Annotated in this window: 22 protein-coding genes and 1 tRNA gene; 16 read left to right on the forward strand and 7 right to left on the reverse strand. The window is 66.4% G+C overall.

Annotated features, from left to right (window positions below):
- Window positions 1-351: 351 nt before the first annotated feature.
- The 6 genes from thpR to M2319_RS14340 form a co-directional block, all read right to left on the reverse strand.
- Window positions 352-897: an RNA 2',3'-cyclic phosphodiesterase gene (gene thpR, locus M2319_RS14315; RefSeq protein WP_264602148.1), complete on the reverse strand. Its 546-nt coding sequence runs from the start codon at window positions 895-897 to the stop codon at window positions 352-354.
- A gap of 176 nt (window positions 898-1,073) precedes the next feature.
- Complete coding sequence (locus M2319_RS14320) at window positions 1,074-1,433, reverse strand: hypothetical protein (protein ID WP_264602149.1); 360 nt, start codon at window positions 1,431-1,433, stop codon at window positions 1,074-1,076.
- A gap of 197 nt (window positions 1,434-1,630) precedes the next feature.
- A complete protein-coding gene (locus M2319_RS14325) occupies window positions 1,631-2,062 on the reverse strand; it encodes a metallopeptidase family protein (protein WP_264602150.1) in 432 nt (143 codons plus the stop codon).
- Window positions 2,063-2,091: 29 nt separating this feature from the next.
- Window positions 2,092-2,358, reverse strand: a complete 267-nt coding sequence (locus M2319_RS14330; protein ID WP_264602151.1) for a hypothetical protein — start codon at window positions 2,356-2,358, stop codon at window positions 2,092-2,094.
- Complete coding sequence (locus M2319_RS14335; protein WP_264602152.1) at window positions 2,355-2,885, reverse strand: disulfide bond formation protein B; 531 nt, start codon at window positions 2,883-2,885, stop codon at window positions 2,355-2,357. The genes M2319_RS14330 and M2319_RS14335 overlap by 4 nt, the downstream gene beginning before the upstream one ends.
- Window positions 2,886-3,060: 175 nt before the next feature.
- On the reverse strand, window positions 3,061-3,642 hold the full coding sequence (locus M2319_RS14340; RefSeq protein WP_264602153.1) for a YqaA family protein: 582 nt from the start codon (window positions 3,640-3,642) through the stop codon (window positions 3,061-3,063).
- 215 nt (window positions 3,643-3,857) lie between these two features.
- Between M2319_RS14340 and M2319_RS14345 the strand changes: the two genes are divergently transcribed.
- Together M2319_RS14345 and M2319_RS14350 are read left to right on the forward strand one after the other, a co-directional pair.
- Window positions 3,858-3,944 (forward strand) — tRNA-Leu (locus tag M2319_RS14345).
- Between the two features lie 441 nt (window positions 3,945-4,385).
- Window positions 4,386-4,688, forward strand: a complete 303-nt coding sequence (locus M2319_RS14350; protein ID WP_264602154.1) for a hypothetical protein — start codon at window positions 4,386-4,388, stop codon at window positions 4,686-4,688.
- A gap of 237 nt (window positions 4,689-4,925) precedes the next feature.
- On the opposite strand, the gene phnF is transcribed toward M2319_RS14350, so the two are convergent.
- Window positions 4,926-5,663, reverse strand: a complete 738-nt coding sequence (gene phnF / locus M2319_RS14355) for a phosphonate metabolism transcriptional regulator PhnF (RefSeq protein WP_264602155.1) — start codon at window positions 5,661-5,663, stop codon at window positions 4,926-4,928.
- 484 nt (window positions 5,664-6,147) lie between these two features.
- Between phnF and phnG the strand changes: the two genes are divergently transcribed.
- From phnG to phnN, 14 genes are all read left to right on the forward strand, one after another.
- Window positions 6,148-6,615: a phosphonate C-P lyase system protein PhnG gene (phnG, locus tag M2319_RS14360; RefSeq protein WP_264602156.1), complete on the forward strand. Its 468-nt coding sequence runs from the start codon at window positions 6,148-6,150 to the stop codon at window positions 6,613-6,615.
- On the forward strand, window positions 6,615-7,217 hold the full coding sequence (gene phnH, locus M2319_RS14365) for a phosphonate C-P lyase system protein PhnH (RefSeq protein WP_264602157.1): 603 nt from the start codon (window positions 6,615-6,617) through the stop codon (window positions 7,215-7,217). Before phnG ends, phnH begins: the two co-directional genes overlap by 1 nt.
- A gap of 4 nt (window positions 7,218-7,221) precedes the next feature.
- Window positions 7,222-8,340 carry a carbon-phosphorus lyase complex subunit PhnI gene (locus tag M2319_RS14370; protein WP_264602158.1) on the forward strand — a complete coding sequence of 373 codons (1,119 nt, stop codon included), beginning with the start codon at window positions 7,222-7,224 and terminating at the stop codon, window positions 8,338-8,340.
- Window positions 8,337-9,251 (forward strand): alpha-D-ribose 1-methylphosphonate 5-phosphate C-P-lyase PhnJ, encoded by a 915-nt coding sequence (locus M2319_RS14375; RefSeq protein ID WP_264602159.1) that lies wholly within the window; start codon window positions 8,337-8,339, stop codon window positions 9,249-9,251. Before M2319_RS14370 ends, M2319_RS14375 begins: the two co-directional genes overlap by 4 nt.
- A complete protein-coding gene (gene phnK / locus M2319_RS14380) occupies window positions 9,248-10,042 on the forward strand; it encodes a phosphonate C-P lyase system protein PhnK (protein WP_264602160.1) in 795 nt (264 codons plus the stop codon). Before M2319_RS14375 ends, phnK begins: the two co-directional genes overlap by 4 nt.
- A gap of 3 nt (window positions 10,043-10,045) precedes the next feature.
- Window positions 10,046-10,750, forward strand: coding sequence for a phosphonate C-P lyase system protein PhnL (gene phnL, locus M2319_RS14385; RefSeq protein WP_264602161.1), 705 nt, complete (start codon window positions 10,046-10,048; stop codon window positions 10,748-10,750).
- The gene (locus tag M2319_RS14390) at window positions 10,747-11,379 is read left to right on the forward strand and encodes an LbetaH domain-containing protein (protein WP_264602162.1); all 633 of its coding nucleotides are present in this window, start codon (window positions 10,747-10,749) and stop codon (window positions 11,377-11,379) included. Before phnL ends, M2319_RS14390 begins: the two co-directional genes overlap by 4 nt.
- Before the next feature lie 137 nt (window positions 11,380-11,516).
- Entirely contained in the window at window positions 11,517-12,362 is an 846-nt protein-coding gene (gene phnC / locus M2319_RS14395; RefSeq protein ID WP_264602163.1) for a phosphonate ABC transporter ATP-binding protein, read from the forward strand.
- 43 nt (window positions 12,363-12,405) lie between these two features.
- Entirely contained in the window at window positions 12,406-13,404 is a 999-nt protein-coding gene (phnD, locus tag M2319_RS14400) for a phosphonate ABC transporter substrate-binding protein (RefSeq protein ID WP_264602164.1), read from the forward strand.
- A gap of 109 nt (window positions 13,405-13,513) precedes the next feature.
- On the forward strand, window positions 13,514-14,344 hold the full coding sequence (gene phnE, locus M2319_RS14405) for a phosphonate ABC transporter, permease protein PhnE (protein ID WP_264602165.1): 831 nt from the start codon (window positions 13,514-13,516) through the stop codon (window positions 14,342-14,344).
- Between the two features lie 53 nt (window positions 14,345-14,397).
- A complete protein-coding gene (locus tag M2319_RS14410) occupies window positions 14,398-15,105 on the forward strand; it encodes a DUF1045 domain-containing protein (protein WP_264602166.1) in 708 nt (235 codons plus the stop codon).
- A gap of 42 nt (window positions 15,106-15,147) precedes the next feature.
- A complete protein-coding gene (locus M2319_RS14415; protein WP_264602167.1) occupies window positions 15,148-16,293 on the forward strand; it encodes an alpha-D-ribose 1-methylphosphonate 5-triphosphate diphosphatase in 1,146 nt (381 codons plus the stop codon).
- Entirely contained in the window at window positions 16,290-16,853 is a 564-nt protein-coding gene (locus M2319_RS14420) for a phosphonate degradation HD-domain oxygenase (protein ID WP_264602168.1), read from the forward strand. Before M2319_RS14415 ends, M2319_RS14420 begins: the two co-directional genes overlap by 4 nt.
- Entirely contained in the window at window positions 16,840-17,496 is a 657-nt protein-coding gene (gene phnN, locus M2319_RS14425) for a phosphonate metabolism protein/1,5-bisphosphokinase (PRPP-forming) PhnN (RefSeq protein ID WP_264602169.1), read from the forward strand. The genes M2319_RS14420 and phnN overlap by 14 nt, the downstream gene beginning before the upstream one ends.
- Window positions 17,497-17,692: the final 196 nt, after the last annotated feature.

Consider the following 17,692-nt stretch of genomic DNA (forward strand, 5'->3'; position numbering starts at 1 on the left):
ACCAGGCGATCGGAAACATCCCCCCAAAGGCCTTCGCCGATCAAAAGAAAACCGAAAACCCATCACCGAATTCGTGAACTTGCACAGCAATGACGGCCGTATGCGTGGCAGGCGCGCGAGACCAGGCGTCTCGTCCGGAAATCCCAAGCCTGGCGCGCTAACAGCGCCGGGCTTCGCAAGCGCGCCGGCAAGTCAGGTTTCCTGACTTGCCTCAACAAAGGAAACGACGCGGAAACATCCGCGTCGTGGGCGCCGGCGCCCAGGCATGATCCGAAAAAGTGGGAACCGGTTTTTCGGATCATGCCCGACCAAGACCAGCCATAAAGCCTTCGTGGCGTTTGAACGAAAGCATCAAGCCGCGAAGCGGTTGAGCTCGTAGGCTTCTTCCACGAGATAGGGACCGCCGCCCTTCGAGGCCCTGGCGGAAAACAACACGAAGCGGCGGGCGGTGAAGACGGTGGTGTGGAAGACGCCGCGCAGCGACAGCCAGTGGGCGACGTCGGCGGCGGCCGCGCCCTTGCAGCGGGCGATGGTGACGTGCGGCGTGAATTTGCGGCCCTCGGCGACAAGGCCGATGCGCTGCATGATCCGCTCATGCTCGGCCTGCAGTTCCATGATCTCCGGGTCGGGCGCCACCCGCACATAGATCGAATGGGGCTTCTTGGAGCCGAAGGAGCCAAGCGCCTCCAGCGTCACCGGCATCGGCGGGCGATTGACCCGGTCGAGGGCATTGGCGATCTCGTCGGCCGTGTGCTCGTCTACGTCGCCGATGAAGCGCAGGGTGATGTGGTAGTTTTCCGGGTCGATCCAGCGCGCACCGCGAAGGCCGCCGCGCATGGTCGACAACAGCATGCCGATTTCGGGGGGAACTTCGAGACCGGTGAACAGTCTGGGCATGGCGACCTCCCGGGAATCAGCACCGAATATGGCTGACCCATTGTTGGACTGCGAAAAGCTGCCGCGCAAGTCCCGGAATTCCTGTCCCCGGCAAAGCTCCGAAAATCCATGATCCGCTCAGGAAAACGGGCCGGCGAACCGGCCCGCTCCCGATCGGATTGCGGCGGCGCCGGGCATCAGCGCCAGATGGTCTTGCAGGTGCGGCCGACCCGGACCCGGGCGCGCTGCCAGCCATAGCCGCGCACGAAGACGCTCCGCTTGGCATAGACCGGGCTGCAGCTGCGGTGGCGGTGCACCCGCGCCGGACGGCGATAGCGCGCCGGGACCCGGCGATAGCGCGGCGCCTTGCGGTAGTGGCGGCCTTTATGAACGTGCCGGGCCGGCCGATAGGCCGGAACGGTGGCGACGACGCCAGGCGTGCCGATGCGCACGACCACGTCGGCCTGCGGACCGGCGGCGGCGGTGCCTGCGGTGGCGCCAAGGCCGACCAGCGACAGGGCAAAGGCGGCGGCGGCAAGGGTGGTCTTGAAGGTCATGGCGGTCTCTCCTTTTGAACAACGCTTGGAGTGGACGATCAGCACGGAGGCGATGTCCTCCGCGTCGTCCCCGTTGTCGCAAAGCGCGGCTTAACCGGCCCTGAGAGGCGCATTCATCGGGGGTTCAAGGAGATTGACGGGCCGTTGAGAAGGCTGTCGCGAGGCGCCCGAACGCCCGGATTTCCAGGCGTTTCCGCTCAGTCGGCGCGCGCCTCGATGCGTTCCATGTCGTCGTCGGACAGGCCGAAATGGTGGCCGATCTCGTGGATCAGCACATGGGCGATGATCTCGTCGAGGGTGTCTTCGCCGCCGACCCAGTAGTCAAGGATCGGCCGGCGGTAGAGCGAGATGCGGTTTGGCGCCTGGCCGGTCCAGGTGGCGCCGCCGGTCTGGGCAAGGCCGATGCCTTCAAAGAGGCCGAGGAGGTCGTAGCCGGAGACGAGGTCCATCGTCTCGATGACCTCCTCTTCGGGAAAATCCTTGACCCGGATCTCCACGCCCTCGCAGAGCCTGCGGAACTCCTCCGGCAGCGCGTCGAACGCCTCGCGCGCCAGGGCCTCGAAGTCGTCGAGGCCCGGCGCCGGCCACCTGGCCCAGCGATTGACGTGAAACCGGCCGTCACGACCCATGGGAAGAGGACTCCGTCAGATAAGCGCGTTCACCTCGGCAACACATAGGTCGTTACGAGGTAAAGAACGAGTCCAATGAAGAAAATCAGCCCGGCGATGCGCCCGATGCGCCGGCCCCAGACCTCGATGCGGTCGTCCGGGTCGGCGTCCTTGCCGGAAAAGTGGTCGCTCGCCTGGCGGGCGACGCGGGTGTAGCTGGACGTGCCGATGGTCTCGGAGTCCCGCTCCACCCGCCTCAAGGCCTCGTCGGCCTCGCGCTTGCGCGCCTCCTCCGCTTCCCGGCGCTTGTCGGTCACAACGTGCGGCCCCTTCCGGCAGCGCCGAAGAAGGCAAAGGCGGCCAGGAAGATGGAGGCGAGCACGTTCAGCCCGGCAAAGGAGAGGCCGAAGATGCGGAAATAGGGCTCGTCGCAGCGGATCACCGGCGTCGTGTTCGGCGCGCTGAGCTTTGCCAGGAGATCGCTCGCCTGGACCGCGGGCCCGTCCACCGGACCGGTGCAGGCATCCGGCCCGGCCCAGAAATGCCATTCGACGCCGGCGTGGTAGGCGGCAATGACCATGCCGACGAGCATGGCCAGGCCGAAGATCACCAGCAGCCCGCGGCTGATCGGCGCCGGCCCGCGCTTTGCGGCAACGGCAAGTGCGACAGCGGCGACGGGAATGCCGAGATAGTAGGGGATGCGCTGCAGCAGGCAGAGCTCGCAGGGCAGGTTCCCCGTGAGGATCTGGTAGCCCCAGACGAAGGCGATGGAGCCAATGGAAGCGATGAGGGCGCCGGCCGCGACAAGGGTTTGCAGGCCGCCGGTTGGTCGGGTCAGGAACAAGGTCAGGATACTCCCGCGCGCGAATGTGGAGGGTCTCTTGAAGCGCTTCCCCAAAAAGCTGGCAGACTTTCTGGACAAGAAATCGCGCTAAAACAACGGACTAAAGCATGTCATATGCTTCAGCTACAACGCGCCATGCCTTAGCAGCCGCCAGAGGTCTTGGCGTTAAGAAACCTCAAACGGCATATTTGGCAAGCACGAAGCCGCCGACCAGCAAGACGACGAAAACGGTGAAAACAAGGCCGAGGCGGCGCTCGATGAAGGCGCGGATCGGCGGGCCGAGCCAGTAGAGGAGCCCGGCGACGATGAAGAACCGAAGCCCGCGGGCCACCACGCTGGCAAGGACGAAGACGGCGAGATTGAGCCCCGTGGCGCCCGAGGCGATGGTGATCACCTTGAACGGAAAGGGCGTTACCCCGGCGATGAAGACGATCCAGGGGCCCCAGGAATTGTAGCGGGCGCTGAAGGCGTCGAACTTGTCGGCATAGCCGTAAAGGTCGAGGATCGGCCGCGCCACCTCTTCGAACAGCACGGCGCCGATGAGATAGCCGAGGAGACCGCCGAGCACCGAGGCGATGGTGCAGATCGTCGCGAACCACCAGGCCTTCCTGCGCTCGGCCAGCACCATCGGGATGAGGAGCACGTCCGGCGGGATCGGAAAGACGGAACTCTCCACGAAGGAGACGACGGCAAGCCCGCGCGGCGCCTGCGGGCCGGCGGCAAGGGAAAGCGTCCAGTCGTAGAGGCGTCGAAGCATGCGCGCTCCCATATAGACCGGGGAACCGGTTGTCGAGGCGGAAAGATCGGGATCGGGTTTTCAGCGATGCCACACGCAGAAACAAGACCCGGACGCCACGCCGCCCGTGCCGGATCGCCCGCACCATGCATCGGAACGATCCGCCCGACGGCTGTTATTGACCGGCGGCCCATTGTGGCTATGATCCGCGCGCACTCGGCCTCAATTCGGCCCTGGCCCCTGTGGCGGAACCGGTAGACGCGGCAGACTCAAAATCTGTTTCCAGAAATGGAGTGGGAGTTCGAGTCTCCCCGGGGGCACCATTTGATTTTATCTCACGGCTGAGCGCTCGCTGTCGCTCGCTAGCCTGCGATGGCGCGGCGCATAAGCGCCGGCGGCCGTTCGGCCTTGCGAAGCCGTTGGCTTCGGTTTTTCGCTCACGCCAGCTCGCTTCGCTCGCGACTCCGCGGGGGGCGGCCTGACCGGCCGGCGGCCGTTCGGCCTTGCGAGCCCGTTGGGCTCGATTTTTCGCTCACGCCAACTCGCTTCGCTCGCGGCTCCGCGGGGCGGCCTGACCCGCCGGCGGCCGTTCGGCCTTGCGAACCCGTTGGGCTCGATTTTTCGCTCACGCCAGCTCGCTTCGCTCGCGGCTCCGCGGGGGCGGCCTGACCGGCCGGCGGCCGTTCGGCCTTGCGAAGCCGTTGGCTTCGATTGCCGGTTTCACGCGAGCGCCGGGTCGGCTTTGCAGAATCCCGGCAGTTGCGATGGAAAACTTAGAGGAACGTGATTGCTCGATCGGGCCAGGAATGCCGGATGCGGCGGGCAAGCGCCCGACCGGCCTACGCCCGTTGGCCGGACCGCTGCGCGAGCGCGGCCGCTTCTTCGCGAAGGCGACGCGACTTGAGACAGAGCTCGAACGCCCTGGCGGTCTGGGCTGCGGCCTGCGTTCTCACCATTTCGACGGTATCGAGAGCGTCGAAAAACTGATGGGCTTCCTGGATCGTCATGCCGCGCACCGGACCACTCCTGTCCTTTTCCCTTTGCGTCAAAAATACCCAAGCCCTTGATTACAGACAAATAAAGCGCTGTTAAATGGTGTTTCATATTATGTGTATCCAAACAACGGGGCGCTTTGCCGCAAGCGTTGGGGCACGCCTGGAAAGACTCGCGGGCCACGCGCTGCGCCCGCAAGGTCGCGGCCTCAACGCGCTTTCCCAAAAAGTTGATAGATTTCTTGGACGAGAACCCGCGTGAAAACGACGAATTAAGGCATGTTGCGTGTTTCAGGAAAAACGCAACATGCTTTAGCTCTCGACCACGATCTGCACCCGGTCGCCGGCAAACCGCGAGCGGGCGAACTGGATGGGGGTCCCCTCCGCATCGACGTTGACGGCTTCCGACACCACAACCACCGCGCCCGGCGGCAGGGACAGGTGCTCCGCGTCGTCCGCACCGGCGATGCGCGCCGAAATGCGCGTCTCCAGGCGCGTGTAGTCGGCAACGCCGTGCCGGGCCAGCGCCTTGGTGATCGAGCCGGTCTCGGCATAGGCGGCAACAAGGCCGGCAAACCGCTCGGCCGGAAACCAGCTCGTTGCCCGCGTCAGCGGCACGCCGTCGACGGCGCTCAGCGTCTCCAGCCGGATGACCCGCGATCCCGGCGCTATCCCGAGCTTTTCGGCAACGAGGATGTCCGCGCCTTCCTCGCTTGAGGTGACGAGCCGGCCGCCCGGCTGGCGATTCTGGCGCGAGACGATCTCGGAAAACCGCGTCCGCCGGCCGATCGGATAGTCGATGGGACGCGCGGCAACGAAGGTGCCGCGACCGCGGTCGGCCCTGAGGATATTTTCCTCCGACAATGCCCCGATCGCCCGGCGCACCGTGTGCCGGTTGACCCGGAAACGGGCGGCAAGCTCGGCCTCGCTCGGCAGGCGCGCATTGTGCGGATAGACGCCGGCCGCAATGTCGGCGCGCAGGCGCTCCGCGATCTGTCGCCACAGCGCCACCCCGGCGCCGCGGTCCATCCGGCCAAGCGTCTCGCTCACAGTCTTCTCCCGTTCTGCCGCCGTCGGCGGCGGCCCGTTGCAGCGGCGCGAAACGACCGCAATGGACGGCCCCATGACCCCGATCCCCCGCCATCGTCAACCACATGTCACGCCTGTGTCACGCTTGTCGCGTTATAAGGAACCGTAGAATATTTGTCTATACAACTAGACAACAGGTGGCCGACCGAGTTAGGGATGAGCTGAGAAGATCGGAAGGACGTTGCGGCGAAGACGGACGGCAAAGGCGCCGATGGTTCGAGCGGGCGCAACGGGGCCAGCGTTTGATCGGAGCCCGCGGCTGTTTGCCGGGACGACTGCCGGCGAAGGTATAGCGCCGGCCCTGCGGTCGAGCGCGGCGCTGTTGTCGGCCGGCGGCCCACCAGGTGCCGCGCGGCCGTTTTGAGGACAGCCCCAGTAGCGCCGCCCGTTGGCGGCCGGTCCCCGGTCACTTGAAAATGCGAACCGACAGGGAGCGGTCGTCAGGATGAGAGAACACCAGACCCTCGATCCGCAAACGGCGGCGCGAAAGCGCGCCATGGGCCTCTTTGCCGCCGCGGAGCGCGACGCGCTCGAAGCCGGTCTTGCCGGGGTCGGCGAGTTGCCGGACTGGCAGATCCTGCGCGCACCGGAGATCGGCCTCGTCATGGTCCGCGGCCGCACCGGCGGCGGCGGCGCGCCATTCAACTTGGGCGAGGTCGCCGTCACCCGCTGCGCCGTGACGCTTCACCCCGATACAGTCGGCACCGCCTACATCATGGGCCGCGACAAGGAAAAGGCGCGGCTCGCGGCCCTCTGCGACGCCCTCTGGCAGCGCCCGGACCACCGCGAGGCGGTCGAGACCGCAATCCTTCAGCCCATCGCCGAAGCGCTCGCCGAAACGGATCAAAAAAACACGGCCGAGACCGAAGCGACGCGCGTCGACTTCTTCACGATGGTGCGGGGAGAGGACTGATGGCCGTTGCCGCAATCGCCGCGGGCTTTGCCGATCCCGTCTTCGACGCCCAGAAGGCGTTCCGCACCGTGATGGACGCCATGGCCCATCCGGGTCGGGTCTATGAGCTTGAAACGGCACTTGCGCCGCCCGCGCCGCTGTCGCCGGTCGCCGCTGCCGTCCTCCTCACCCTTGCCGATTTCGAGACGACGCTCTGGCTCGGCGAGACGCTGGCAAAAACCACCGCCGTCGCCGACTGGCTGCGCTTCCATACAGGAACGGTGCTGACGGACGATCCCGGCGAGGCGACCTTCGCCGCAATCGCCGACCCGATGCGCCTGCCGCCGCTCGGAGCGTTCGCCCAAGGCACCCTCGACTATCCGGACCGCTCCACGACCCTGATCCTGCAGGTGGAAAGCCTCGACCCAAGCGCCGGCCCAACGCTGTCCGGCCCCGGCATCGACGGCAGCACAAACCTCCTGCCGGCACCGCTGCCCGAGGCCTTCTGGCTCGAAGCGCGGCGCAACGCCGATCTCTTCCCGCGCGGCATCGATGTCCTGTTCGCAGCGCCCGGAAGGATCGCCGCGCTGCCCCGCTCCACCCGCATCGCCGAAGGAGACTGAGCCCATGTATGTCGCGGTCAAAGGCGGCGAAAAGGCCATCGCCAACGCCCATCGCCTTCTCGCCGACAAGCGGCGCGGGGACCGGTCGGTGCCGGCGATGACGGTGGAGCAGATCGTCGAGCAGCTTGCGCTCGCCGTCGACCGGGTGATGGCGGAAGGCTCGCTCTACGACAAGGAGCTGGCGGCGCTCGCCATTAAGCAGGCCAGAGGCGACCTCATCGAGGCGATTTTTCTTGTCCGCGCGTTCAGAACCACCCTGCCTCGCTTCGGCCATTCCGAGCCGCTCGATACCGGTGCCATGCACATCCGCCGGCGCATTTCGGCGACCTTCAAGGATCTGCCCGGCGGCCAGCTTCTCGGCCCCACCTTCGACTACACCCACCGCCTGATCGATTTCGCGCTCGCCGCGGAGGGCGAGACGCCCGAACCCGTCAGCGCGGAACCGCGCGGCGATGCCGCCCCGCGCGTCACCGACCTTCTCAATGCCGAAGGCCTCCTGGAGGTCGACGAGGACGGCGACGGCGAGGTCGGCGACCTCACCCGCGAGCCCATCGACTTTCCGGCCGGCCGCGACGTCCGCCTGCAGGCGCTCGCCCGCGGCGACGAGGGGTTTTTGCTGGCGCTCGGCTATTCCACCCAGCGCGGCTATGCCCGCACCCACCCCTTTGCCGGCGAGATCCGCATGGGCGAGGTCGAGGTAGAGCTTTACGTGGAAGAACTCGGCTTTGCGGTCACCCTCGGCCGCCTCACCGTCACCGAATGCCAGATGATCACCCAGTTCACCGGTTCCGCCAAGGTGCCGCCGCAGTTCTCCCGCGGCTACGGCCTTGCCTTCGGCCATGCGGAGCGGAAGTCGATGGCGATGGCGCTGGTCGACAGAGCGCTGCGCTTCGAGGAGTTCGGCGAGGAACTGACCGCGCCGGCCCAGGACCAGGAATTCGTCCTCTCCCATTCCGACAACGTCCAGGCGACCGGCTTCACCGAACACCTGAAGCTGCCCCATTACGTCGACTTCCAGGCCGAACTGGAACTGATCCGCCGCATGCGCCGGGAGATCGCCGAACGGGCGGAAAAGGCGGCCAGCGTCGCCGACGAGACGCGCACCGAGGAGGCCGCCGAATGACCACGGAGCAGTCCGAGACCTGGTCCTACAACTTCGCCTATCTCGACGAGCAGACCAAGCGGATGATCCGCCGGGCGATCCTGAAGGCCATTGCCATTCCCGGCTACCAGGTGCCCTTCGCCAGCCGCGAGATGCCGATGCCCTATGGCTGGGGCACCGGCGGCGTGCAGGTGACCGCCTCGATCCTCGGCCCGGACGACGTCCTGAAAGTCATCGACCAGGGCTCCGACGACACGACCAACGCCGTCGCCATCCGCGGCTTCTTCGAAAAGACGGCGGGCGTCGCGACGACCACGGCAACGGAGAAAGCGAGCGTCATCCAGACCCGCCACCGCATCCCGGAAACGCCGCTGTCGGAGACCCAGGTGCTCGTCTACCAGGTGCCGATCCCCGAACCGATGCGCTACCTGGAGCCGCGCGAGACGGAAACCCGCAAGATGCATGCGCTGGAAGAATACGGCCTCATGCACGTCAAGCTCTACGAGGACATCGCGCGCCACGGCCACATCGCCACCACCTACGCCTATCCGGTGAAGGTCTCCGGCCGCTACGTCATGGACCCCTCGCCGACGCCGAAATTCGACAATCCGAAGATGGACCGTTCGCCGGCCCTGCAGCTCTTCGGCGCCGGCCGCGAAAAGCGCATCTATGCCGTCCCGCCCTACACTGAGGTGACGAGCCTCGACTTCGAGGACCATCCGTTCGCCGTCCAGACATTCGAGGAGCCCTGCGCGCTCTGCGGCGCCGAGGGCGTCTTCCTCGACGAGGTCGTGCTCGACGACAAGGGCGGGCGGATGTTCGCCTGCTCCGACACAAACCATTGCGAGGAGCGCCGCGCCGCCGGTCACAGGGGCCGGCTTGCCGGCGACCCGACCAAGGCGGAAAGCGCGGGCGAAGGAGAGCGGCCATGACCCTTCCCGAATTCGACGACGGCGCGCCGCTCCTGCGCGCCTCCGGCGTCACCCGCTATTACGGGACGCGCATCGGCTGCACGGACGTGTCCTTCGAGCTCTGGCCCGGCGAAGTGCTCGCCGTCGTCGGCGAGTCGGGCTCCGGCAAGACGACGCTGCTGAACTGCCTTTCCACCCGGCTGGTGCCGACCTCCGGCGTCGTCGAATACCGCATGCGCGACGGCGCCATGCGCGACCTCTATCAGCTCGGCGAGGCCGAACGGCGCCTCCTGATGCGCACCGACTGGGGTTTTGTTCACCAGAACCCGGCCGATGGCCTCAGGATGACCGTCTCGGCCGGCGCCAATGTCGGCGAGCGGCTGATGGCCGTCGGCGCCCGCAACTACGGCGCCATTCGCGGCGAAGCGGAAAGCTGGCTCGACAAGGTGGAGATCGACACCGGCCGCATCGACGACGACCCGCGCGGCTTTTCCGGCGGCATGCGCCAGCGCCTGCAGATCGCCCGCAACCTCGTCACCAGCCCGCGCCTCGTCTTCATGGACGAGCCGACCGGCGGTCTCGACGTCTCGGTCCAGGCCCGTCTCCTCGATCTCCTCCGCCAGCTCGTCGCCGAGTTCGGCCTTGCCGTCGTCGTCGTCACCCACGACCTCGCCGTCGCCCGGCTGCTCTCCCACCGCATGATCGTCATGCGCGGCGGTAGCGTGATCGAGACCGGCCTCACCGACCAGGTGCTCGACGACCCGCGCGCGCCCTACACCCAACTCCTCGTCTCCTCGATCCTGCAGGTCTGACCCATGCCGACCCGCCTCTGCCTCAACGGCGTTTCCAAGAACTTCGTCATGCACCTCCAGGGCGGCGCAGTGCTGCCGGTCGTCGCCGAGGTGGAACTGGCGGTTGCCGCCGGCGAATGCGTGGTGCTCGGCGGGCGCTCCGGCATCGGCAAGAGCTCGGTGCTGAAGATGATCTACGGCAACTACCGCTGCGAGGAGGGCCAGATCCTGATCACCGACGGCGACCGCATCGTCAATGTGGCGACCGCGAGCCCCCGCGAGATCCTCGCCCTCAGGAAGGAAACCATCGGCTATGTCAGCCAGTTCCTGCGCGCCATCCCACGGGTCTCGGCCCGCGACATCGTCGCCGAGCCGTTGATCGAGCGCGGCGTGGACCGCGACGACGCCATCTCCCGGGCCGAAAAAATGCTCGCCCGGCTCAACGTGCCCCAAAAACTCTGGGGCCTACCGCCGGCGACCTTTTCCGGCGGCGAGCAGCAGCGGGTGAACATCGCCCGCGGCTTTATCGCCGATTTCCCTATCCTGTTGCTCGACGAGCCGACCGCCTCGCTCGACGCCGCCAACCGCACGGTCGTCGTCGACCTGGTGAAGGAAAAGAAGGCCTCGGGGGCCGCCCTCCTCGGCATCTTCCACGATGCCGATGTGCGGGAGCGGATCGCCGACCGGGTGATCGACATGGAAACCTTTGCCGCGGAGAAAGCAGCATGAACGAGCACGTCGCCCCGACCCGCCTGTCCGTCGCCCCGCTGATCGCCCCCGACGCCGAACTCACCGACGCCACGATCGGCCGCTATACGGAGATCGGCGCGCGCACCAAGATCACCCATTCCAGCTTCGGCGACTACAGCTACATCATGGCCGACGGCGACGTCCTTTACGCCGATGTCGGCAAGTTCTGCTCCATCGCCTCCTTCGTGCGCCTCAACGCGCCGAACCACCCGACCTGGCGCGCCGCCCAGCACCACTTCACCTACCGGTCCAACGAATACTGGCCGGACAAGGACGTCGACGCCGAGATCTACGACTGGCGCCGCAGCCGCGCCGTCACCGTCGGCAACGACGTGTGGATCGGCCATGGCGCGACGGTGCTCTCAAAGGTGACCATAGGCGACGGCGCGGTGATCGGCTCCGGCGCCGTCGTCACCAGGGACGTTCCGCCTTACGCCATCGTCGGCGGTGTGCCCGCAAAGCCGATCGGCGAACGGTTTTCCAAGCCGGTCGCCGACCGCCTCATGGCCCTTGCCTGGTGGGACTGGGACCACGACCGGCTCGCCGACGCACTGGATGATTTCCGGCATCTTTCCATCGACGCCTTCCTGGAAAAATATGACAGCTAATTAACCAAAGAACAGTTTGATTTAATTTGTAAATTTTTTCCGGTGGCAGCCTGTCGCCGAAACGTCACAAAAACTCAATTGGCGTGTCATCGAGTTTCGCTAGGCAATCCCCGAACAAGATTTGTGAGGGGCCCTTCGTGACTGCCATTTCGGTCGAAAACCTGTCCAAGACCTTTCGCCGCAAACCGGCCCTCAAGAACGTTTCCCTCGACATCTCCTCCGGCGAAATGGTGGCGCTGATCGGCGCCTCCGGCTCCGGCAAGTCGACCCTGATCCGCCACATTGCCGGCCTGGAACGCGGCGACGGCGACAGCGGCGCCATCACCGTCGGCGAGCACCTGGTGCAGGACAACGGCCGGCTGACCCGCAACGCCAAGGCGATCCGCCGCGAGATCGGCGTCATCTTCCAGCAGTTCAACCTCGTCAACCGGCTCTCGGTGATGAGCAACGTGCTGGTCGGGCTGCTCGGCAACATGCCGGCCTGGCGCGGCACGCTCGGCCTCTTCACCCGGTCGGAAAAGCTCACCGCCATGCGTGCCCTCCACCGGGTCGGCATCCCCGAGACCGCCCTGCAACGCGCCTCGACCCTTTCCGGCGGCCAGCAGCAGCGCGCGGCGATTGCCCGCGGCCTCGTCCAGGGCGCCAGCGTCATGCTCGCCGACGAGCCGATCGCCTCCCTCGATCCGGCCTCGGCCAAGCGCGTCATGGAGACCCTTTCCTCCATCAACCGGGCCGACGGCATGACCGTCATCGTCTCCCTGCACCAGGTCGAATATGCGCGCCATTTCTGCCAGCGCACGGTGGCCCTCAGGGACGGCGAGGTCGCCTTCGACGGCGCCTCCACGGCGCTCACAAACGACTTTCTGCGCGAGATCTATGGCGAGGCCAGCGAGGAACTCGTGCTCCCCGACGCTCCGGTTACGACCACGGACGATGCCGATGAGGAATCGGTGTCCCTGGTCCCGGCATTTGCCGGTGCGTAACCGTCACGAAACGACGGACATCAACCCCAACAGGAGGCTTCTCATGAACGCTGTCGTCAAGGGAATTGCGGCGCTCGCCCTTTCCGCGACCCTCGTCGGCTCGGCCGCCGCCGAGACCAAGGAACTCAACTTCGGCATCATCTCCACCGAATCCACCCAGAACCTGAAGTCCACCTGGGTGCCCTTCCTGGAGGCCATGGAAGACGCCGTCGGCATGAAGGTGAATCCGTTCTTCGCCTCCGACTATGCCGGCGTCATCGAAGGCATGCGCTTCGACAAGGTGGACGTTGCCTGGTTCGGCAACAAGTCGGCCATGGAAGCGGTCGACCGCTCCGGCGGCGAGGTCTTCGCCCAGACCGTCGACGGCGACGGCAACCCGGGCTACTGGTCGCTGATCCTCGTCAACAAGGATGCCCCGTTCAACAAGCTGGAAGACATCCTGAAGTGCGACGGCTCGCTGAACTTCGGCATCGGCGATCCGAACTCCACCTCCGGCTTCCTGGTCCCGACGACCTTCATCTTTGCCAAGAACGGCATCGATCCGAAGAAGTGCTTCAAGACCGTGCGCAACGCCAACCATGAGACCAACGCTCTCGCCGTTGCCAACAAGCAGGTCGACGCCGCCACCAACAACACCGAAAACCTGCGTCGCCTGGAGACCACCAATCCGGAAGCCCGCGCCAACATCAAGGTGATCTGGCAGTCGCCGCTGATCCCGTCCGATCCGCTGGTCTGGCGCAAGGACCTCGACGAGCCGGTCAAGGACAAGGTCTACAAGTTCATCATGAGCTATGGCCGCATCGGCACCCCGGAAGAGGTCGCCAAGGCCCGCAAGGTCCTCGCCGGCCTGGAATGGGCGCCGTTCAAGCCGTCCTCCGACGCCCAGCTCTACCCGATCCGCGTCCTCGCCGTCTCCAAGGACATGGCCAAAATCGAGAACGACGACAAGCTGTCGGCCGATGAGAAGAAGGCCAAGCTCACCGAGCTCGCCGCCGAGAAGAAGAAGTGGGAAGACCTGATGGCCGAAGTGCCGCAGATGTAAGGATCTCCCCCAAGGATCCTGCGGCGCCGGGCCCGTCCCGGCGCCGTTCCCGTTTCCGGTCCGCACTCCTCCACCTGCCACGGACGCCCCCTTGCCGACGGTACTCCCCATGACCGACACGACCATCCGACCGGGCCGACCCGGCGCACCCCTTGAGCCGATCACCGTTCCGAAGGAAGAGCTCTCGCGCCGGCTCTATCGCTGGGGCATGTGGGCGCTGGTCCTCGGCGCGCTGGCCTGGAGCTTCTATCCCGCCGAGGTCTACCGCGCCGTCAACCTCTACACCGACGCCGCCAATATGGGGCAATACGCCAAGGGCTTCCTCAATCCCAACTTCCACGAATGGGAGCTCTATGTCAGCGAGATGATCCTCACCGTCCAGATCGCGGTCTGGGGCACGGTGCTCGCCGTCATCTTCGGCATTCCCTTCGCCATCCTGTCGTCGAACAACATCGCGCCGGTCTGGATCGTCCAGCCGGTGCGCCGGCTGATGGACGCCGCCCGCGCCATCAACGAGCTGGTCTTTGCCGTCCTTTTCGTCGTCGCCGTCGGCCTCGGCCCCTTCGCCGGCGTCATGGCGCTCTTCGTCCACAACATGGGCATCATCGCCAAGCTGTTTTCCGAAGCGGTGGAATCGATCGACCCGCGGCCGGTAGAGGGCATCCGCGCCACCGGCGCCACCAAGCTGCAGGAGATCGTCTTCGGCGTCGTGCCGCAAGTGCTGCCGCTCTGGATCTCGTTCTCGCTCTATCGCTTCGAGACCAATGTGCGCCAGGCGACCGTGCTGGGCATCGTCGGCGCCGGCGGCATCGGCCAGGTGCTGTTCGAATCCATCCGCGGCTTCTATTACGCGGAAACGGCGGCCATCATCATCATCGTCATCGTCACCGTCTCGATCGTCGATATACTGTCGCAACAATTGCGCAGGCTCGTCATCTGAGCCCGCTGATTCGCGCCACCGAACGGGATCGGCGCGAGAGAATTGGAGCGGCCATGCGATACGCGATCTACTACACGCCGGACCGGGACGACCTGCTGGCCGGCCTCGGCGCGCGCTGGCTCGGCCGCGACCTCTTCACCGGCCACACAATGCAGCAGGCGCTTGCCGGCGACATCGACCCGGAGCGGCTGGAAGTCGTCACCCGTGACCCGCGCCGCTACGGCTTCCACGCCACCCTGAAACCGCCCTTCCGCCTGAAGGCCGGCGTCGCGCCGGCCGAACTTGCCGCCCGCTTCGAGGCCTTTGCGAAAACCCACGCGCCGGTGCCGCTCACCGGCCTCGTCGTCGCCCGCATCGGCGGCTTTCTGGCGCTGGTCCCGGCAACGCCGTCAAAGGAGCTGGAGCGCCTCGCGGCCGCGGCCGTGGAGGCCTTCGACGATTTGCGCGCCCCGCCGAGCGAGGAAGAAATCGCAAAGCGCCGGCCGGAATCCCTGACGGAACGCCAGCGCGACTTGCTTCAGCGCTGGGGATACCCTTACGTTTTCGAGGAATTCCGATTCCACATGACCCTCACCGGCAAGCTCGACGACGCCGTCGAGGCGGAAACCCTCGCCGCCGCGGCGCGAAACTTTTTCGCCCCGGTCATCGAGAAGCCCATTTCGCTTTCTACGGTCGCGCTCTGCGTTGAGAGTGCGCCCGCAACACCCTTCCTGGCGGAGCGCCTCAGCCCCCTTCAGGCCGCGACCGACGTCGACGCCTGATCGCCCTACGGCGGTTCCGCCACCTGATCCGGAATTTAAGAAATGACCGACACCGACCTCGTTCTGAAGAACGCCCGCATCGTTTTGCCCGACGCCGTCGTCGAAGGCGCCGTCGTCGTCCAGGGCGGCGAGATCGCGGCGGTCGAGACGACCACCAATGCCGCCGGCGAGGATTTTGGCGGGGACTATCTGATCCCGGGCCTCGTCGAACTGCACACCGACCATCTGGAAGGCCACTACGCGCCGCGCCCCGGCGTGCGCTGGGACCCGGTCGCCGCCGTCCAGGCCCACGACGCCCAGATCGCCGGCTGCGGCATCACCACCGTCTTCGATGCGGTACGCGCCGGCGCCGATGCGGACTCAAAGGACCTCGGCCACGAGACCCGTACGCTGACCGATGCGATTGCCAGCGCCAGCCGCGAGGACCGGCTCCGGGCCGACCACTTCATCCACCTGCGCTGCGAAATTTCCGCCGTCGACGTCGTCGATGCGGCAAGGCCGTTCATCACCGAGGGCGTCGCCAGCCTCGTCTCGATCATGGACCACACGCCCGGCCAGCGGCAGTTCGTCCACCTCGACAAGTTCCGGGAATACTATCTCGGAAAGTCCGGCATGACCGAGGCGGAGCTGGAAGAGTTCATCGCCGAGCGGCGGCGCCAGCACGCCCAGTGCGCCGCGCCCAACCGGGCCGAAATCGTCCGCCTCTGCCACGAATCCAACATCGTCATCGCCTCCCACGACGACGCAACGCCCGCCCATGTCGACGAGGCGATCGCCGACGACGTGGCGATCGCCGAATTCCCCACCACCGTGGAAGCGGCCAAGGCCTCCCACGGCGCCGGCCTCAGGGTGCTGATGGGCGCGCCGAACCTCGTTCGCGGCGGCTCCCATTCCGGCAACGTCTCGGCGGCCGAGCTTGCCGGCCTCGGCGTCCTCGACATCATGTCGTCCGACTACGTGCCGTTCAGCCTGCTGTTCGCCGCCTTCATGCTGCCCGAGCGTGTCGAGGCCATCGACCTGCCGACGGCGATCCGCACCGTGACGGAGACCCCGGCCGCGGCCGCGGGGCTGACCGACCGCGGCGCCATCCGCCCCGGCCTTCGCGCCGACCTCGTCCGGGTCCGCGCCACGCCCGGCGCTGTGCCGGTGGTCAAGGGCGTCTGGCTGAAGGGACAGCGCGTGGCATGAGCATCGTGGAGGAGATCTTCGCCAATCTGGAAGCCCGCGCCAGCAACAGCTATGGCGGCGAGGCGGTGACCCAGCTCCAGCACGCCCTGCAATGCGCCGTGCTGGCGCATAGCGCCGGCGCGCCGGCAACGCTCGTCACCGCGGCCCTCCTCCACGACTACGGCCACATCCTCACCGACGACGAGGACGCGGCGGAGCGCGGCACGGATCTGCAGCACGAAGAGATTGCCGCGCGACACCTTGCGGACTGGTTTCCCGAAGATGTGACTGAACCCATACGTTTACATGTTACCGCCAAGCGCTATCTTTGCTCGGTGGACCCAGCCTACTTTGATTCGCTATCACCGGCATCGGTCACATCATTGAGTGTCCAGGGAGGTCCGCTCGGCACGGAGGAAATTTCTGATTTCCGCCGCAACCCGCATTGGCAGGCTGCGGTGAAACTGCGCCACTGGGACGACACCGGCAAAGATCCGAAGATGACGACGCCGGCGCTGGCCGCATTTCGCGGCATGGTCTCCTCGGCGCTACGGGAAGAGCATGAAGATGCGCACGGATGAAGAAGACTTTGGCACCGCCGGCGCGACGCCGGCCCACTTCGGTGCCCTCAAGCACTACGACCCGCCGCTCGGCCCCGGCGCCTTCGTGGCGGTCGTCGGCCCGTCCGGCTCGGGCAAGGACACCCTGATCTACCGCGCCCGCGACTGGTTTTCCGGCCGCGACGGGATCGTGTTCCCGCGCCGCATGGTGACGAGGCCGCCGGAGGACGTGAACGAAGACCACATCTCCATCACCGAGGCCGACTACGGCCGGATCGTTGAGGAAAAGGACGCCGCGCTGACCTGGCGCGCCCACGGGCTCGGCTACATCGTGCCGAGCGACGTCGATGCGGCGATCAAGAGCGGCGCCATCGTCGTCGCCAATATCTCGCGCATGGCCGTCGCCGACGTCATCCGCAACTATTCGCGCGCCGTGGTCGTCCTGGTGACGGCGCCGCGCGAGGTGCTGGCGGAGCGGCTGAAGGCCCGCGGCCGCGAGACCCCGGAAGAGATCGCCAGCCGCCTCGACCGCGCCGACTACACCCTGCCGCCGGCGCCGCGCATGCTGATGATCGACAATGTCGCAAGCCCAGCCAAGAGTTCCGCCAAGCTGATCAACCTGATCGAGCGGCTCCACCTCGAAGTCGAAACGATGCCGCTCTGACTGCCGGCGCGGCATCGTCCCTCCCGATAAGCCTTTCCCGGAAGAACGTCCTCGACCGGCCGCCCGCGCGGCCGGACGACGACGTTCGGCCTGCTTTCGTTGTGCCGCAAAAGGACGCTATGGCCCTGACAGGGACCGGCGAGGATTCCCCGCGCCGGCGAACCCGCTAAACTCGGGGCTGATTCGAAAAGGGGAG

The sequence above is a fragment of the Rhodobium gokarnense genome (genome assembly GCF_025961475.1).
GTDB lineage: Bacteria > Pseudomonadota > Alphaproteobacteria > Rhizobiales > Rhodobiaceae > Rhodobium > Rhodobium gokarnense.

What these genes read in the sequence shown, in the direction of transcription:
- thpR (WP_264602148.1), bottom strand. Translation starts at nt 897, where the DNA reads ATGCCCAGACTGTTCACCGGTCTCGAAGTTCCCCCCGAAATCGGCATG.
- M2319_RS14350 (WP_264602154.1), top strand. Translation starts at nt 4,386, where the DNA reads ATGGAAAACTTAGAGGAACGTGATTGCTCGATCGGGCCAGGAATGCCG.
- M2319_RS14320 (WP_264602149.1), bottom strand. Translation starts at nt 1,433, where the DNA reads ATGACCTTCAAGACCACCCTTGCCGCCGCCGCCTTTGCCCTGTCGCTG.
- M2319_RS14390 (WP_264602162.1), top strand. Translation starts at nt 10,747, where the DNA reads ATGAACGAGCACGTCGCCCCGACCCGCCTGTCCGTCGCCCCGCTGATC.
- M2319_RS14410 (WP_264602166.1), top strand. Translation starts at nt 14,398, where the DNA reads ATGCGATACGCGATCTACTACACGCCGGACCGGGACGACCTGCTGGCC.
- phnN (WP_264602169.1), top strand. Translation starts at nt 16,840, where the DNA reads ATGCGCACGGATGAAGAAGACTTTGGCACCGCCGGCGCGACGCCGGCC.
- M2319_RS14375 (WP_264602159.1), top strand. Translation starts at nt 8,337, where the DNA reads ATGACCACGGAGCAGTCCGAGACCTGGTCCTACAACTTCGCCTATCTC.
- phnH (WP_264602157.1), top strand. Translation starts at nt 6,615, where the DNA reads ATGGCCGTTGCCGCAATCGCCGCGGGCTTTGCCGATCCCGTCTTCGAC.
- M2319_RS14415 (WP_264602167.1), top strand. Translation starts at nt 15,148, where the DNA reads ATGACCGACACCGACCTCGTTCTGAAGAACGCCCGCATCGTTTTGCCC.
- M2319_RS14340 (WP_264602153.1), bottom strand. Translation starts at nt 3,642, where the DNA reads ATGCTTCGACGCCTCTACGACTGGACGCTTTCCCTTGCCGCCGGCCCG.
- phnL (WP_264602161.1), top strand. Translation starts at nt 10,046, where the DNA reads ATGCCGACCCGCCTCTGCCTCAACGGCGTTTCCAAGAACTTCGTCATG.
- phnG (WP_264602156.1), top strand. Translation starts at nt 6,148, where the DNA reads ATGAGAGAACACCAGACCCTCGATCCGCAAACGGCGGCGCGAAAGCGC.
- phnD (WP_264602164.1), top strand. Translation starts at nt 12,406, where the DNA reads ATGAACGCTGTCGTCAAGGGAATTGCGGCGCTCGCCCTTTCCGCGACC.
- phnE (WP_264602165.1), top strand. Translation starts at nt 13,514, where the DNA reads ATGACCGACACGACCATCCGACCGGGCCGACCCGGCGCACCCCTTGAG.
- M2319_RS14370 (WP_264602158.1), top strand. Translation starts at nt 7,222, where the DNA reads ATGTATGTCGCGGTCAAAGGCGGCGAAAAGGCCATCGCCAACGCCCAT.
- M2319_RS14420 (WP_264602168.1), top strand. Translation starts at nt 16,290, where the DNA reads ATGAGCATCGTGGAGGAGATCTTCGCCAATCTGGAAGCCCGCGCCAGC.
- M2319_RS14325 (WP_264602150.1), bottom strand. Translation starts at nt 2,062, where the DNA reads ATGGGTCGTGACGGCCGGTTTCACGTCAATCGCTGGGCCAGGTGGCCG.
- phnK (WP_264602160.1), top strand. Translation starts at nt 9,248, where the DNA reads ATGACCCTTCCCGAATTCGACGACGGCGCGCCGCTCCTGCGCGCCTCC.